At 58.9% G+C, this 15,021-nt stretch carries 12 protein-coding genes; 7 read left to right on the top strand and 5 right to left on the bottom strand.

What is annotated here, in order from left to right; all coding sequences use genetic code 11:
* Positions 1-191: 191 nt before the first annotated feature.
* Positions 192-1,376, top strand: coding sequence for an MFS transporter (locus GGD50_RS03850; RefSeq protein WP_107107759.1), 1,185 nt, complete (start codon positions 192-194; stop codon positions 1,374-1,376).
* Positions 1,377-1,472: 96 nt separating this feature from the next.
* Positions 1,473-1,640, top strand: a complete 168-nt coding sequence (gene rpmG / locus GGD50_RS03845) for a 50S ribosomal protein L33 (protein WP_003587245.1) — start codon at positions 1,473-1,475, stop codon at positions 1,638-1,640.
* Between the two features lie 810 nt (positions 1,641-2,450).
* Here the strand turns inward: rpmG and GGD50_RS03840 are convergent.
* Positions 2,451-3,824: a PleD family two-component system response regulator gene (locus GGD50_RS03840; protein ID WP_107107758.1), complete on the bottom strand. Its 1,374-nt coding sequence runs from the start codon at positions 3,822-3,824 to the stop codon at positions 2,451-2,453.
* Positions 3,825-3,840: 16 nt separating this feature from the next.
* Positions 3,841-4,212 (bottom strand): response regulator, encoded by a 372-nt coding sequence (locus GGD50_RS03835; protein ID WP_028754034.1) that lies wholly within the window; start codon positions 4,210-4,212, stop codon positions 3,841-3,843.
* A gap of 131 nt (positions 4,213-4,343) precedes the next feature.
* Here GGD50_RS03835 and GGD50_RS03830 point away from each other — a divergent pair, with 131 nt between their 5' ends.
* A complete protein-coding gene (locus GGD50_RS03830) occupies positions 4,344-4,652 on the top strand; it encodes a DUF3572 domain-containing protein (protein WP_107107757.1) in 309 nt (102 codons plus the stop codon).
* A gap of 2 nt (positions 4,653-4,654) precedes the next feature.
* Complete coding sequence (locus GGD50_RS03825; protein ID WP_107107756.1) at positions 4,655-5,302, top strand: hypothetical protein; 648 nt, start codon at positions 4,655-4,657, stop codon at positions 5,300-5,302.
* A 17-nt stretch (positions 5,303-5,319) separates the two neighbouring features.
* On the opposite strand, the gene GGD50_RS03820 is transcribed toward GGD50_RS03825, so the two are convergent.
* On the bottom strand, positions 5,320-5,901 hold the full coding sequence (locus GGD50_RS03820) for a GNAT family N-acetyltransferase (protein ID WP_107107755.1): 582 nt from the start codon (positions 5,899-5,901) through the stop codon (positions 5,320-5,322).
* 79 nt (positions 5,902-5,980) lie between these two features.
* On the opposite strand from GGD50_RS03820, the gene GGD50_RS03815 reads away from it, so the two are divergent.
* Positions 5,981-7,270, top strand: a complete 1,290-nt coding sequence (locus GGD50_RS03815) for a DNA polymerase IV (protein WP_107108118.1) — start codon at positions 5,981-5,983, stop codon at positions 7,268-7,270.
* Here the strand turns inward: GGD50_RS03815 and GGD50_RS03810 are convergent.
* Positions 7,240-9,000: a GNAT family N-acetyltransferase gene (locus GGD50_RS03810; protein ID WP_107107754.1), complete on the bottom strand. Its 1,761-nt coding sequence runs from the start codon at positions 8,998-9,000 to the stop codon at positions 7,240-7,242. The two genes, GGD50_RS03815 and GGD50_RS03810, sit on opposite strands and share 31 nt — an antisense overlap.
* 199 nt (positions 9,001-9,199) lie before the next feature.
* Here GGD50_RS03810 and GGD50_RS03805 point away from each other — a divergent pair, with 199 nt between their 5' ends.
* Entirely contained in the window at positions 9,200-10,465 is a 1,266-nt protein-coding gene (locus GGD50_RS03805) for a L,D-transpeptidase family protein (RefSeq protein ID WP_107107753.1), read from the top strand.
* 97 nt (positions 10,466-10,562) lie between these two features.
* On the opposite strand, the gene dnaE is transcribed toward GGD50_RS03805, so the two are convergent.
* Positions 10,563-14,060, bottom strand: coding sequence for a DNA polymerase III subunit alpha (gene dnaE, locus GGD50_RS03800; RefSeq protein ID WP_107108117.1), 3,498 nt, complete (start codon positions 14,058-14,060; stop codon positions 10,563-10,565).
* A 357-nt stretch (positions 14,061-14,417) separates the two neighbouring features.
* Between dnaE and GGD50_RS03795 the strand changes: the two genes are divergently transcribed.
* Positions 14,418-15,005 carry a hypothetical protein gene (locus tag GGD50_RS03795; protein WP_107107752.1) on the top strand — a complete coding sequence of 196 codons (588 nt, stop codon included), beginning with the start codon at positions 14,418-14,420 and terminating at the stop codon, positions 15,003-15,005.
* The last annotated feature ends 16 nt before the right edge of the window (positions 15,006-15,021 follow it).

The following is a 15,021-nucleotide window of genomic DNA, read 5'->3' as shown; positions in this document are numbered from 1 at the left end:
ATTGCTTGATCTCCAATGGCTTGACATCGGCGGCATTTCTTGTCTGAACATGCCGGGCGTCGAAAGGAGCATTGTGGAGGACATGATCGATCCCATGAAAGCCGACCCGTCACCTGGATTTGGCCGAGCCGTGCCTTTCTATCTTCCGCGTTGCGAACGATTCGTTCGCCACATGCTCTAAGGATCAATTCATGTTTGAACCGACGAACGGCAAGGCCGGCCATGTCGAAGAAATTCATTGGCCTTCGCTCGTCGCCGCCATTTCGTCCGTTTCCGCTGTCGGCATCGCCATCGGCCTCGGCCTTCCGCTTCTCAGCATCATCCTCGAAAAACGCGGCATTCCCTCGAGCCTGATCGGGCTCAACACGGCAATGATGGGGATCGCCGCGATGATAGCGGCGCTGATCACCACGAAGCTCGCCCACCGATTCGGTGTGGTGCAGACGATGATCTGGGCCGTCGTGCTCTCCGCGCTGAGCTCGCTCGGCTTCTATTATGCGGAAAGCCTGCTGCTCTGGTTTCCGCTGCGCCTGATCTTCCACGGGTCCACCACTACCCTCTTCATCCTGTCGGAATTCTGGATCAACGCCGCCTCCCCGCCCTCCAAGCGCGGTTTCGTACTCGGCCTCTACTCCACTGTCTTCTCGCTCGGCTTCGCGGCCGGTCCCCTGCTTTTCTCGCTGGTCGGCAGCGAAGGGCTGATGCCCTTCATCATCGGCGCTTGCATCATTCTGGCGGCGACAATCCCGATCTTCATTGCCCGCAACGAAAGCCCCATCGTCGACGAAAAGCCGGAGCTGCACTTCATCCGCTATGTCTTCCTGGTGCCCACGGCGACCGCCGCCGTTTTCGTATTCGGCGCCGTGACCGTCGGCGGCGGGTCGTTGTTCACCAGCTATGCGACCCGGCTTGGTTTCAACGAATCACAGGCGGCATTGCTGCTGACCGTGATGGGCGTCGGCAACTTCGTCTTCCAGATCCCCCTGGGGCTGCTTGCCGACCGCCTGCGCGACAAGCGGCCGCTGCTGTCGATCATGGCCGCCATCGGGCTGGTCGGAGCGCTCCTATTGCCCTCTCTGGCCTGGAATTGGATACTTCTGGCGGTCATCCTGTTGTTCTGGGGCGGCTGCGTCTCCGGCATGTACACGGTCGGCCTCAGCCATCTCGGAACGCGGCTGACGGGCGCGGACCTTGTCGCCGCCAATGCCGCCTTTGTTTTCTGTTATGCCGTCGGGATGGTTCTCGGTCCACCGACGATCGGAACCGCCATGGATTTGGTCAATCCCAGCGGTTTTGCCTGGGCAATCGCCTTTTTCTTTGGACTATATGTCCTGCTTTCGGCGATACGGCTGCTTTTCATGGGCAGCAGGGGTTGACTTTTCGGGCGCGATTTGTAGTTTCGCGCCAGAATTTGCCGTGGACCTCCGCACTGGCCGTCCACGGCTTTCATTTTTCTTAAAGGCAGGACGACCATGGCCAAGGCTACCACCATCAAGATCAAGCTGCTGTCGACGGCCGACACCGGTTTCTTCTACGTCACGACGAAGAACAGCCGTACGATGACGGATAAGATGACGAAGACGAAGTACGACCCGATTGCTAAAAAGCACGTCGAATTCAAGGAAACGAAGATCAAGTAAGTTTCCTAAACTTCTGATTACAAAAGGGCGCAACCATAAGGTTAGCGCCTTTTTCTTTTGGCGGCTTTCTTTTTCTGTGCAAAACCTCATCAAGGCGCCGGAAAAACAGAAAAAGCTAAAACTCAACTTTCTGATATTAACAAAGAAAAACGCCGCACTTCCTTTGGAAGGCGGCGTTTCGAATTGGGGGTCGGCTAGCCTGCAAAACGGCACGAGGAACCGCTTAAAATTGCTTGCCAGCCGACCGACCCCACGACCCAGGAGATGCGGCGGACCTGAGCATCATGGGGTATTGCCACGCCCTTGCGGGCCTGTCCTTGTACGAGACTAAATTTGCGCGAAATCGAAAGAAAATCAACAAATTCTTAATGATAAAAAGTTCTCGTCTGCCCGAATGGTTAAAATTCCTGCTGTCATTCAGTCTTGTTGGCTTGAAAAAACGACAATCTGAAAGCGAGTAGATCTCAAAAATAAAGAGGTAATGATCGTATGCATAGCAAAGTTTGACTACAGATATTTAGGCGCCTTTTCATACCATGATGACAGTCATGTTATTCATGGAATACTCACAGTTTTTCGCCATTTCAACTTTATACATGGCAAAATTATCACAACAAATACACGCTATACATCGATTTTCTATCAAATATAACAAGTATTTTCTGTGAGCTTACTGTGGCAAATATAGAGCCTATTCTCCTGTGGAAATCGGCATGCCTGGTCCGGGAACAAAGATTACAAATTTGTAATCACTGTTCAAAACTTGCAAAAGCCCATGAATATTAATGGGCCTCGACAGCATCATTTTGATCAAGCCGCCGCCGCGACAACCCGGTTGCGGCCACCGTGTTTAGCTTCGTAAAGGGCGCGATCGGCCTGCTTCATCAACTGCTCGGGTGTTTCGACTGTCTCCAAACGCGACGAAATGCCGAACGAGGCGGTGACATTCAGCGCAATCCCTGCCTCGCGCAGCGTGAAGGGCATGGTCTCGACGGCAGCGCGCAGGCGCTCGGCAACGGCGGCCGAAACATCAGGCGGCGTATCTGGCATGACCACGACGAATTCCTCGCCGCCATAGCGGCAGGCCAGATCGGCGCCGCGCACGGTGGAGCGAATACGGGCGGCAAACTCCTTCAGCACCTCATCGCCGGCGTCATGGCCATAGGTGTCGTTCACCTGCTTGAAGCGGTCGATATCGGTAATCAGGACCGAAAGCGGCCGTCCGCGCGTCAGCGAACGGTTGAAGAGGATCTTCAGATGATTGTCGAGATAGCGCCTGTTGTTGAGCCCGGTGAGTGCATCGGTCACGGCAAGCTCGATCGTGTGCTGCACGCTGGCACGCAGACGATCGTTGTAGCGCTTGCGACGGATCTGCGTCAGGCAGCGGGCAACCAGCTCGTTCGGATCGAGCGGGCGGATAATATAGTCGTTGATGCCGAGATCGAGCGCCCGGACGATCATTTCGTCAGCCCCCTGCTCCGTCACCAGCAGCACCGGCAGGAACCGAGTGCGCTCCAGTGAGCGGAGCTGCGAGCAAAGCCTGAGCGGGTCGTAGTCATCGAAATTCGAATTGACGACGACAAGCTCGAACGGCTTTTCGGCAGCCTCGAACAGGGCCGCCTGCGGATCGGACGTCACCGTCACCTCGGCGATCGGCTTCAGGGCGCGGATGATGCGCTCCTGCGAATTGGCGCGGCCATCGACCAGCAACACATGGCCGCTCTCGTCGGCGCGGCCTTCACCGAAGCGCAGGAGATCGTCGATGCCGAAGTTGCGCGCCGTCTCGTTGCGCATGCGCAGCTCATCGCTGAGCGTCTTCAGGCGCAGCAGGCTTTTGACCCGCGAAATGAGCTGCAAGTCGTTGACCGGCTTGGTCAGGAAATCGTCGGCGCCGGCCTTCAGGCCGCGCACGCGATCGGCCGGCTGATCCAACGCGGTGACCATGACCACGGGAATATGCGAAGTACGCGGATCGGACTTCAGCCGCTCGCAGACTTCGAAACCGTCCATGCCGGGCATCATGATGTCGAGCAGGACGAGGTCGACCTGGGTGCTTTCGCAGATGGCGAGCGCTCTCAAGCCGTCCTCCGCCGTCAGCACGTCGAAATATTCGGCCAGCAGCCGTGCTTCGAGCAACTTTACGTTTGCGGGTACGTCGTCAACCACCAGGATACGCGCGGTCATTAGTCTTTCCCCGCGCTCAGGCGTCGCCCAGATAAGTCTTGATGGTCTCGATGAATTTCGGGACCGAGATCGGCTTGGAGACATAGGCTTCGCAGCCGCCTTGACGGATTCGTTCCTCGTCGCCCTTCATCGCGAAGGCGGTGACCGCGATCACCGGAATGACGTGCAGATCGTCATCCTCCTTCAGCCACTTCGTCACCTCGAGCCCCGAAACTTCCGGAAGCTGGATGTCCATGAGGATCAGGTCCGGGCGATGTTTGCGAGCGAGATCAAGCGCTTCCATGCCGTTCCGGGTCTGGATCGTGGTGTAGCCGGACGCCTCGATAAGATCGCGAAAGAGCTTCATATTGAGCTCGTTGTCTTCTACAATCATCACCTGCTTAGGCATGGAGAGCTGTCCCTGCATCCGGTATTGCATCCATTCTATGAAAATATAACGTCGCGAGAAATCGATTCCAGAAATACTTGAATCCGACGCTAGCGGCATTTGGTTGAAAAATAGGTAACTTACCCCTCAAAATGCAAAGTAACTTCAAGAACTCGAAGGTGGCGGCCGCCGATCCGCAGGAAACCGCGATCGCCGTACTTGGCTGGCTGGCCAATGAGCCTGATATGTTCGGCCGCTTCCTGGCGCTGACCGGTGTCGAACCGGCACAGGTGCGCAACGCCATCAACGAACCCGCTTTCCTGGCAGGCATGCTGGATTTTCTGATGAACCACGAGCCGACATTGCTCGCATTCTGCCAGGCAAGCGGCATCGCGCCGGAAACGGTTGCTGCCGCCTCGGCACATTTCTCGCCGCCCGGCCTTTCCTCGGGGGAATATTGACGATGGATGCCCCGATCGAATTTGATACATCGCATGTCCGCCTTGGAGACCGGCCGCTGATCGTCTGCGATGTCGATGATGTCGTGCTGCATTTCTTTGCGCCTTTCCTGATCTTTCTTGACGGTGAAGGCCATGAATTCCTGCCGCGGTCCTTCCGGCTGACCGGCAATATCATTTCGAAGAGGGGTGGCGCGGCGCTGGAGGAAAAAGAGGTCCATCGCCTGATCGACGCCTTTTTCGAAGCGCAGGAGCAGTGGCAGACGCCCTTGGATCGCGTCATCGATACCCTCGACGGCTTCTCCAGGGATGCCGACATCGTCTTTCTCACCGCCATGCCGCCGCAGTTCTGGGCGCAGCGCCGCCGTCTTCTCGACAGGCTGGGCCTTGCCTATCCGCTGCTCGCCTCGCTGCAGCCGAAGGGGCCGATTGTGCAGGCATTGCATGGCAAGCGCACCCTGCCCGTCGCCTTCGTCGACGATATGGCGCACAATCTGCATTCGGTCCGCGAGCATGTCGCAAGCTGCCTTCTGATCAACCTGAGGCCGGATTCGATCGTCCATAGCATGGCGCCGGCTGTGGCGGCCGATATTCCCCAGGCGAACGATTGGGCAGAGGTGGCGCCATTGATCCGCGCCCATATTGCCCGCTAAGCTCGCCCGCCCCGGCATCAGAGAACAAGGCGCATCAAAGGGCGCCCGTCCTTTCGTTTGGCGACCTCGGAAAATCCTGCCGCCTCGAATATGTTGAGCGAGCCGACATAGAGGCCGACGGATTTCGATTGTTTCGTCCGTTCAATCGGACAACCCTCGAGAATGCGTGCACCGGAAGCCTTGGCGAAATTCACCGCCTCCGACAGCATCCGATGGCTATACCCCTTGCCGCGGTCGCGCGAATTCATGAAGAAGCAACTAACGGCCCAGACCGAGCTGTCTTCGGCATCGTCCGGATCGAGCGGCCGCGATACGGTTTTCGGCGAATTCCATTGCGGCAGTTCCGATCGCGGTCCTACCTGCGTCCAGGCAACCGGGCGCGCACCGATATAGCCGAGAAGGCCGGGCGGCGGGCCAGCGGCGACGCGGGCTTGCATGAATTCTTTCTTCGCTCCGCCATCCATCGTTTTGCGGTCGGATGTCGGGACGCGGAAATGGGTGCACCAGCAGCCATAACAGGCACCGCTTGGCCCGAAGAGCGTTTCGAAATCGCCCCAGCGTTCCGCCGTCAAAGGCACCGCTTTCAACTCCTCCAACATCTCCTCCCCGCTCTTTTCCGTCTTGAGACTCACGAGCTTAAAACATAAGGTGGCGATGTTCAATTTTTGTTCTATTTTCATGACCAGCGCGCCCGACAAAGTTTCCGGTTTCTGCCGCGATTGCCTGAGCGAGCAATCGGCTGAGCGCACGCGTTGCCGGGCCTGCGGCAGTCCACGCCTCGTCTATCATCGCGAACTCTATGGCCTGACGTTGGCCCATATCGATTGCGACGCCTTCTATGCCTCGATCGAAAAGCGCGACAATCCGGAGCTGGCCGACAAGCCGGTCATCGTGGGCGGCGGCAAGCGCGGCGTCGTCTCCACAGCCTGCTATATCGCCCGCATTCATGGGGTCCGGTCGGCCATGCCGATGTTCAAGGCGCTGGAGGCTTGCCCGCAAGCAATCGTCATCCGCCCGAATATGGAGAAATATGTCCGCGTCGGCCGCGAAGTGCGCGCGCTCATGCAGGAGCTGACGCCGCTGGTGCAGCCGCTTTCGATCGACGAAGCCTTTCTGGAGCTCGAAGGCACGCAGCGCCTGCACCATGATCCGCCGGCCCGCATCCTGGCGAAATTCGCCAAGCGCATCGAAAGCGAAATCGGCATCACCATTTCGGTCGGCCTTTCCTATTGCAAATTCCTGGCCAAGGTCGCTTCCGACCTGCAGAAACCGCGCGGCTTTTCCGTCATCGGACGGCAGGAGGCGCTGTCGTTTCTGGAGCCGCGTCCGGTGACCACCATCTGGGGCGTCGGCAAGGCCTTTGCCGCGACATTGGAAAGCGACGGCATCCGCACCATCGGCCAATTGCAGACCATGGAAGAAGGCGACCTGATGCGCCGCTACGGCGTCATCGGCCAGCGGCTCTTTCGCCTGTCGCGCGGCATCGACGATCGCACGGTGCATCCGAACGAAGCGGCAAAGAGCGTATCGTCGGAGACGACCTTCTTCGACGATATTTCCCGCCATGACGATCTAGTGCCGATCCTGCGCGATCTCTCGGAGAAAGTGTCGCGCCGCTTGAAGCGCAGCGGCATTGCCGGGCAGACCGTCGTGTTGAAGCTGAAATCGGCCGATTTCAAAAGCCGCACTCGCAACCGTCGTCTGGAAGACCCGACTCAGCTTGCCGACCGCATTTTCCGGACCGGCCTGCGATTGCTCGAACACGAGACTGACGGTACGAAATTCCGCCTGATCGGCATCGGCGTTACCGATCTCTGCGACGCCGCCCGCGCCGACCCGCCGGATCTGATCGACGAACAGGCGACCCGTCGCGCCGCAGCGGAAGCGGCGATGGACAAGCTCAGGGAAAAATTCGGCAACAAGACGGTCGAAACCGGCTACACATTCGGCGGCAAGCGCGAGAGCTGAATTATGGCCGGCAGCATGTCCGTCTCTTCGTCGAAAAGTGCCGTGCGATTGGCTATTGCTTGCTCGTAGTTCGGCCTGATCGCAATCGCCTTTTCATAGCTCGCCAGCGCTTCCTCCGTGCGCCCCAAACGGCGCAACGCATTGCCCTTGTTATTATAGGCAATCGCATGGGCTGGCTCCAAGGCGATGGCGCGTTCGTAGCGGACGACGGCGCCTTCGAAATCCCTGACCGCGGCGAGGATATTGCCATATGTGCAATGGGCTGCAGCGGAGTCGGGACGCAGCTCCAGTGCCCGTCCGATCTCGGCTTCCGCCTCCCTGGCCTCGCCGCGCAGCAAAAGAAGTATACTCAGCCGATGCACAGCATCGAAATCTCCCGGGTTTTCGGCGATGGTAGCGCGACATTGCTTCTCCGCCTCGGCGCGGTCGATCACTCCTTGGTCGTCCGAGCTGATATCCTCAGCAGCATCGGACGAGATCGCCTGCCAGAGCGTCCGCGACGCCACGACTTCGCGGTAGAGCGACAGGGCCTCACTTTGTGCCGGCTCGATGGCAAGAACCTGCCGGCAGCCGATTTCGGCATCGCTCAGATCACCGGCGGAATACAGGTTCTTGATGCGGGCGAACACAAAGGGGAGGCAATGCTCGTCGAGCCGCTCGCCAAGGTTCCGCCCTGTCCGTGTGTTGATCCGGTAGCGCTCGATGCGCCGGCTGACGGAGCCGAAAATATACTTGTGCGGATAATCGCCGGCACCGAGATCGTAGATCCGAAAGCCGTTCTCTATCGCCCAGCGGATCGTATAGGCATGCAGCATCAAGCCCGGGGACAGATCTCGGATCGAGACATCACGGGCGCTGAGGAAACAGATCAGGCTCTTCCTGGGACGATCGAGAAGAACGGCGGAAGCGGCAATCGCTACCCCGTCCTGCCATAGAACCGGCAGAAAAAGATCACCGCTGCGAAAGCAATCCGGCAGAACCGACCGCGAATTGTCAAGGATGTAACGCATATAGCCGTGATTGCGACATCCCCATTGCTTCGACCAGAGGCTCAGCAGCGTCGCAAGATTCTCTTCGATGGTTGATGTGTCGGCATGCGTCATCCGCAGTGCCGCCGAGTCCTCGAGCGTTCGCAGGCAGTGGCGGATATTGCGCCGCGCCCGCCAATGCAGTTTCTCGTGCAGGAACGAATCGAAATCCGCAGGCAGCGTCACATGGACGTGGATCTCCGGATCGATCCTCTCGGCCGCATCCGATATCTGTATCGGGCGCTTGACCCTGTCGCCGACAAAGTCCTCTGGTGGAAAGCGGTCGAGGAAGGACTCGATGCGCGTGGACGATCGATCGATATCGTCGAGATGCAGACTGCACCAATGAAGGGTGCGAATGTGATCGGCAAAGGCTGAGACCGCACCACCGGCATGGGCCGGATCGCAGAGAATACCCGTATAAGGGGCGAAATAGGAGCCACCCAGGACGATGGTATTGTAGAAGCCGTTGCCCCTATCGAGCCCCGTACCGAGCTGAATTGGAAGGAAGGCCACATAGGCACCGCCCTCATCTTCCCTTGCCGCCAGCACGAGCCAGGCCAGGGAACGAGAGGCAAACCAGCTCGATATCCAGGTCCAGGATAGAAAACAATGTGCTTCCGGGTCGATCTCATAGATCCGATCCCAGTTGTCTTTCAGCCCCCGCAGATCTTCCAGCTTTTCGATCACGTCCACATGCATGTCGAACGCCCGCCCGGCTCCGCATCCTACAATTTAAGATTTACATAAAATACTTCCTGTCGCAATTGCGCCTATCGGACAGGCCTTTGCTGATGAAGCTGCAAAAGAGCAATTCAAGTGGACGGCTCGTCTTCAAGTCTTCCTTAAACTTCGAAGTCTAACGTCCGGCCATACGAGTATTGCGTTTTGGTATGTGTATATGAAGCCGCGTTTCCTTTTCGGGCTTGGCCTGCTGTCGGCCACAGCTCTCGTTCATCCTGCCTTCGGCCAGGAAGATGCCCGCACATTGCAGATCGTCGTATCGAAGGACCGGCAATCGCTTGCCGTCTATGACGGCGACAAGGTGGTGGCGACATCGAAGGTTTCGACAGGCAAGCGCGGCCATACGACGCCGAGCGGCATCTTTTCCATTCTGGAAAAAGAGGTCTATCACGAGTCCAACCTCTATTCGGCGTCGCCGATGCCCTTCATGCAGCGGCTGACCTGGTCCGGCATCGCCCTGCACGAATCCAATTCGGTGCCGAACTATCCCGCCTCGCATGGCTGCGTGCGGATGCCCAAGGCCTTTGCCAAGATGCTCTATCAGATGACGGAACGCGGCGTGCATGTTGTCATCGCCGACCAGCCGCTGGTGCCACAACCTTTCGAACATGCCATGCTGTTCCAGCCTGAAGTCGCGCCCGCCGCTGCTCTGTTCTCCGATATCGAACTGCGCCCGTCGACGGCGGCCTTCCTGCCGCAGGCGCAATCGGTGCAGGTCGCCACAAACGATGTCGCCTCCCTGCCCATGCCAAAGGCCATACAAGCACCATCAGCCGATCAGGCTCCGCTCGGCATCCTCATCACCCGTCGGGGCCTGCGGGAAAATGTCCGCGACCTACAGGGCATCTTGAACAGCATGGGCTTTGCGACAGGCACGCCGGACGGCATGCTCGGACCTGCGACGGTGCAGGCGATCGAGGATTTCAAGAAGGCCCATAACATCACGACATCGGGTGGCCTCGTCAGCCCGGCGCTGATGAAGGCTGTCTATATCCTCGCTGGCAAGGGCGAGCCGGCGAACGGCGAAATCATGGTTCGGCAGAATTTCAAACCGCTATTTGAAGCGCCAGCCATCATCGCCGAGCCGCAGGAAGCCCTCGGCACGCATTTCTTTACCGCCCATACGATCGACAAAGTGAACGGCAAGGCGGACTGGTTCGGCGTGACGCTGGAGGACGATCTTTCCAGGGATGCGAAAAAGCGGTTCGGCATCACCAGCGAGGAACAAGCCGAATCACTCGACGCCGCCGACCGTGCGCTCGACCGCATCACCATACCCGATGACGCCAGGCGCAAGATCCAGGACCTGCTGACCGCAGGTTCCTCGCTGACAATTTCCGACACCGGCATCGGCCCGGAAACCGGCGACGGCACTGATTTCATCACCATCACCAACCGCGGCGCCCTTGGGAAAAACGGCTAATGCATGTCGCGCAAAAGTGTGCGGCGGTTTTGCGAAAACGATATGCAAAAACAAGGAGCTAAAGCGTGGGAGCGAATCTGAAAGATCGCGACGAGCTTTAGACCAGCTCGACGTCGATCACGCCCGGCGCGGTGCGCAGCGCGGCCGCGATTTCCGGTGTGATGCGGTATTTCTCCGGCAGCGCCACCTCGACCTCGCGCTTGCCCTCCTCCTTGATGACGATGAAGGAGACCAGGCCGTCGCCCTTGGCGTTGAGGTGCGCGGCGACCGCTTTCAGCGGGCCGGAATCACGGACGTAGACCCGCAGCGCTTTTTGCATCTGCAGCGACTTTTCCTCCAGCGACTGCGCCGTTTGCAGGCGCAGGCTGATGCCTTCCGGCCGCTCGTCAGCCTGCGCGGTGATGACGAAGGATTTGCCGACTTCCAGCACGTCGCGATATTGATTGAGCACTTCCGAAAACAGCACGGCCTCGAACTGACCGGAGGCATCGGAGAAAACGAAGATGCCCATCTTGTTGCCGGTGCGCGTCTTGCGCTCCTGCTTGGAAATGACCGTGCCGGCCAAGCGGCCATTGCTCGCCCCCTGCTTCACCGCCGCAGAGAAATCGGCGAAGGTCTGCACGCGCATCTTGTTCAGCACGGTCTTGTAGGTGTCGAGCGGATGGGCGGTGAGGTAGAAGCCCAGCACCTGGAATTCGCGCAGCAGCCGCTCCGAGGCGAGCCAGGGGGTGAAAGGCGGGAATGAGATCTTCTCAGGTCCCGAGGCTGCGCTTCCGAACATGTCGGACTGACCGCTTCGCTTATTTTCCTGCGCAACTTGCGCATAGCCCATGACCCGGTCCAGCCCGCCGATCAGTTGGGCGCGATCGATGTCGAAACAATCGAAGGCGCCGGCGCAGATCAGGCTTTCCAGCACACGGCGATTGATCTGCTTCGGATCGATGCGCAGGCAGAAATCCTCAATGCCGGCAAAAGGCTGGTCGCCGCGCACCCCGACAATGTGGTCGACGGCGGATTCGCCGACGCCTTTAATGGCGGCCAGCGCATAATAGATGCGGTTCTCGCCCGTCTCGAAATGGCGGAACGAAGTCTGGACCGACGGCGCGATGACCTCGATGCCGAGACGCTTGGCATCCTGGCGGAAATCGTTGACCTTTTCGGTATTCGCCATATCGAGCGTCATCGAGGCCGCAAGGAACTCCACCGGATAATGCGCCTTCATATAGGCGGTCTGGTAGGAGACGATCGCGTAGGCGGCGGCGTGCGATTTGTTGAAGCCGTAGTTCGCGAACTTGGCGAGCAGGTCGAAAATGACGTCCGCCTGGCCCTTCGATACGCCATTCTTGACGGCGCCGTCGACAAAGCGTTCGCGCTGCTGATCCATCTCGGCCTTGATCTTCTTACCCATGGCACGGCGCAGAAGATCGGCTTCGCCGAGCGAATAGCCCGAGAGGACCTGGGCGATCTGCATCACCTGCTCCTGATAGACGATAACGCCCTGCGTTTCCTTCAGGAGATAATCGATCGTCGGATGGATCGATTCGATCTCTTCTTCGCCATGTTTGCGAGCATTGTAGACCGGGATGTTTTCCATCGGGCCCGGACGATAGAGGGCCACCAGCGCGATGATGTCTTCGATGCAGTCGGGGCGCATGCCGATCAGCGCCTTGCGCATGCCCGCACTTTCCACCTGGAACACGCCGACCGTCTCACCGCGCGAGAGCATGTCGTAGGTCGTCTTATCGTCGAGGGGAATGCTGGCGAGATCAAGCGTGATACCGCGCTTGGCGACGAAATCGACAGCTGTCTTCAGAACCGTCAGCGTCTTCAGGCCGAGGAAGTCGAACTTCACCAGGCCGGCCTGCTCCACCCATTTCATGTTGAACTGGGTGACCGGCATGTCGGAGCGCGGGTCGCGATACATCGGCACCAGCTTCGACAGCGGCCGGTCGCCGATCACGATGCCAGCGGCGTGCGTCGAGGCATGGCGATAGAGGCCCTCGATCTTCTGGGCGATATCGAGCAGACGGGCGACGACCGGTTCCTTGTCGGCCTCCTCCTGCAGACGCGGCTCCTCCTCGATCGCCTTGCTGAGCGGTGTCGGATTGGCGGGGTTGTTCGGCACCAGCTTGCAGATCTTGTCGACCTGGCCATAGGGCATTTCCAGCACACGGCCGACGTCGCGAAGGGCGGCGCGCGCCTGAAGAGAACCGAAGGTGATGATCTGCGCCACCTGCTCGCGGCCATATTTGGCCTGAACATAGCGGATCACCTCTTCGCGGCGATCCTGGCAAAAATCGATATCGAAGTCGGGCATCGACACGCGCGACGGATTGAGGAAGCGTTCGAACAGCAGCGAGAAACGCAGCGGATCGACGTCGGTAATCGTCAGCGCATAGGCGACCAGCGAACCTGCGCCCGAGCCGCGGCCTGGGCCGACCGGAATGTCATGCTGCTTGGCCCATTTGATGAAGTCCGCGACGATCAGGAAGTAGCCGGGGAATTTCATGCGCTCGATGACGCTGAGCTCGAATTCCAGCCGCTCGCGATAGTCGTTCTCCGTATAGCCCGACGCCATGCCGAGCGAGGCGAGACGCCGGTCGAGACCTTCGACCGCCTGGGCACGCAATTCAGCCGCCTCGGCGCGTTCAGCCTCCTCCGGATCGGCGGTGGCCCCGGTGAAGCGCGGCAGGATAGGCTTGCGTGTCTTCAGAACAAAGGAGCAGCGCCGTGCGATCTCGACGGTGTTCTCCAACGCTTCCGGCAGATTGGCGAAGAGCTTCGCCATATCGGCACGGCTCTTCAAATAGTGATCCGGCGTCAGGCGAAAGCGGGTATCGTCCGAAACGATGGCATTGTGGGCGACCGCCATGAGCGCATCATGGGCATCGTAATCATCGCGCGTCGGGAAGAAGGCCTCGTTGGTCGCGACCAGCGGCAATTCATGCTCATAGGCGAGCGCGATCATCTTCTGTTCGTGGCGGCGATCGTAGGTGCCGTGACGCTGCAATTCGACATAAAGGCGGTCGCCGAACAGGCTCTTCAACGTCAGCAGCCGCGACAGCGCCTGCGGCGCGTGGCCTTCCTTCAGCGCCATATCGACCGGACCGCCGAGCGAGCCGGTAAGCGCGATCATGCCGTCCGTGCCGATCTCCTTCAGCCAGGAGGCGGTAATATGGACTGCCTGATTGCCTTCGCCGCCGAGATAGGCGCGGCTGACAAGATCGACCAGCCGCTCATAGCCACGCTCGGTGGCGGCGAGCAACACGATGGACGGCAGCTTGGCAAGCGCCTGTTGCGGCCCGCGCTTTTCGCCCTCGACACCATCTTCCATGTCGATCGACACCTGGCAGCCGATGATCGGCTGCAGGCCCTCATCCATCGCCTTCTGGGAAAATTCCAACGCGATGAAAAGGTTGTTCGTATCGGTGATCGCTATGGCCGGCTGGCTATCGCCGGCCGCCTTCGCGAGAATCTTCTTCAGCGGCAACGCGCCTTCGAGCAGCGAATAGGCGGAATGGACGCGAAGGTGCACGAATTCCGGCGTATCTCCGACCGGCGCACCTGTTGCGCCGCTGCTCACCATATCCGCCATCATATGCCCTTCCGCATGCCCAAATGAATCGGCTGCATTCTCGGCATAGCGGACGATAAAGTCCAGAAGTTGACCTCATGAATCACGGGCGCATCGCGACACCCGTGGGGATAAGATTCACATCGCCATCACGATGAGGGAAAAGCTGGCGACAAACATGACGATGGAGGTGAATGCTGCAACGTCTCGAATGATATCGGTCATTTACGCGCTCCTTACTCGTTATGTTTCTTATTTGTTCTATTTATGTTCGAGAGTCAATAGCTGCATCAATAATTTTCATCCTCGGTATTTTGAAGGGTATCAATGGACGGAAGCACAACCCTAAGCTATCAAAACGCGAAGGAAGGGATCACCATGAAACCACTTGCCTGCGCTCTCATTCTGCTTTCGGTTACATCAGCGGCTCATGCGGAAAATACCATCACGCCGGACCGCATCATCGACGTAGCGGTCGGCGACTGGAACAAGGACGGTAAGCCGGACCTCGCATTGCTGGCGTTGGCCCCGCAAGACGACGAGACCACGATCGGCATCTATATTTATCTCCGCGACAAAGAACATGAGCTGCTCAAGCTGGTGACGACCGCACCCGACAAGGTATGGGGCCGCGGTGAGCCGGGCGGTATCTTCGGCCAGGAACCGTCGATCGCGGCTATGCCGAACGGTTCGATCGCAGTTATGTCCCAGAACGATGGGTACGGGCGCTACCGCTGGCATCAGACGCTCACCCTCGCCTTCCGCAACAATGCCTTCGTCGTTGCCGGCTACACCTATGATTTGCGAGACAATCTCAAGGCCGAGGAGAGCTATAGCTGCGACTACAATGTCCTGACGGGCAAGGCGACGAAGGGCGGCAGGGAGCTCACGGCCGAAGCCAAGACTATCAGGATCGAGGACTGGAACGACGATATCGGCCACAAGGGTTGTGGGCAAAACCCATAGCAGCGCCATTTGTTCA

The sequence above is a fragment of the Martinezella paranaensis genome (assembly GCF_014200235.1).
GTDB classification, from domain to species: Bacteria; Pseudomonadota; Alphaproteobacteria; order Rhizobiales; family Rhizobiaceae; genus Rhizobium; species Rhizobium paranaense.
The sequence above is the reverse complement of the archived record's forward strand: the minus strand, read 5'-3'. Positions and strand labels throughout refer to the sequence as shown.

Coding starts and splice junctions, on each gene's coding strand:
- GGD50_RS03795 (WP_107107752.1), top strand. CDS start 14,418: ATGAAACCACTTGCCTGCGCTCTCATTCTGCTTTCGGTTACATCAGCG.
- GGD50_RS03850 (WP_107107759.1), top strand. CDS start 192: ATGTTTGAACCGACGAACGGCAAGGCCGGCCATGTCGAAGAAATTCAT.
- GGD50_RS03820 (WP_107107755.1), bottom strand. CDS start 5,901: ATGTTGGAGGAGTTGAAAGCGGTGCCTTTGACGGCGGAACGCTGGGGC.
- GGD50_RS03835 (WP_028754034.1), bottom strand. CDS start 4,212: ATGCCTAAGCAGGTGATGATTGTAGAAGACAACGAGCTCAATATGAAG.
- GGD50_RS03810 (WP_107107754.1), bottom strand. CDS start 9,000: ATGCATGTGGACGTGATCGAAAAGCTGGAAGATCTGCGGGGGCTGAAA.
- GGD50_RS03830 (WP_107107757.1), top strand. CDS start 4,344: ATGCAAAGTAACTTCAAGAACTCGAAGGTGGCGGCCGCCGATCCGCAG.
- dnaE (WP_107108117.1), bottom strand. CDS start 14,060: ATGGCGGATATGGTGAGCAGCGGCGCAACAGGTGCGCCGGTCGGAGAT.
- GGD50_RS03805 (WP_107107753.1), top strand. CDS start 9,200: ATGAAGCCGCGTTTCCTTTTCGGGCTTGGCCTGCTGTCGGCCACAGCT.
- GGD50_RS03840 (WP_107107758.1), bottom strand. CDS start 3,824: ATGACCGCGCGTATCCTGGTGGTTGACGACGTACCCGCAAACGTAAAG.
- rpmG (WP_003587245.1), top strand. CDS start 1,473: ATGGCCAAGGCTACCACCATCAAGATCAAGCTGCTGTCGACGGCCGAC.
- GGD50_RS03815 (WP_107108118.1), top strand. CDS start 5,981: ATGACCAGCGCGCCCGACAAAGTTTCCGGTTTCTGCCGCGATTGCCTG.
- GGD50_RS03825 (WP_107107756.1), top strand. CDS start 4,655: ATGGATGCCCCGATCGAATTTGATACATCGCATGTCCGCCTTGGAGAC.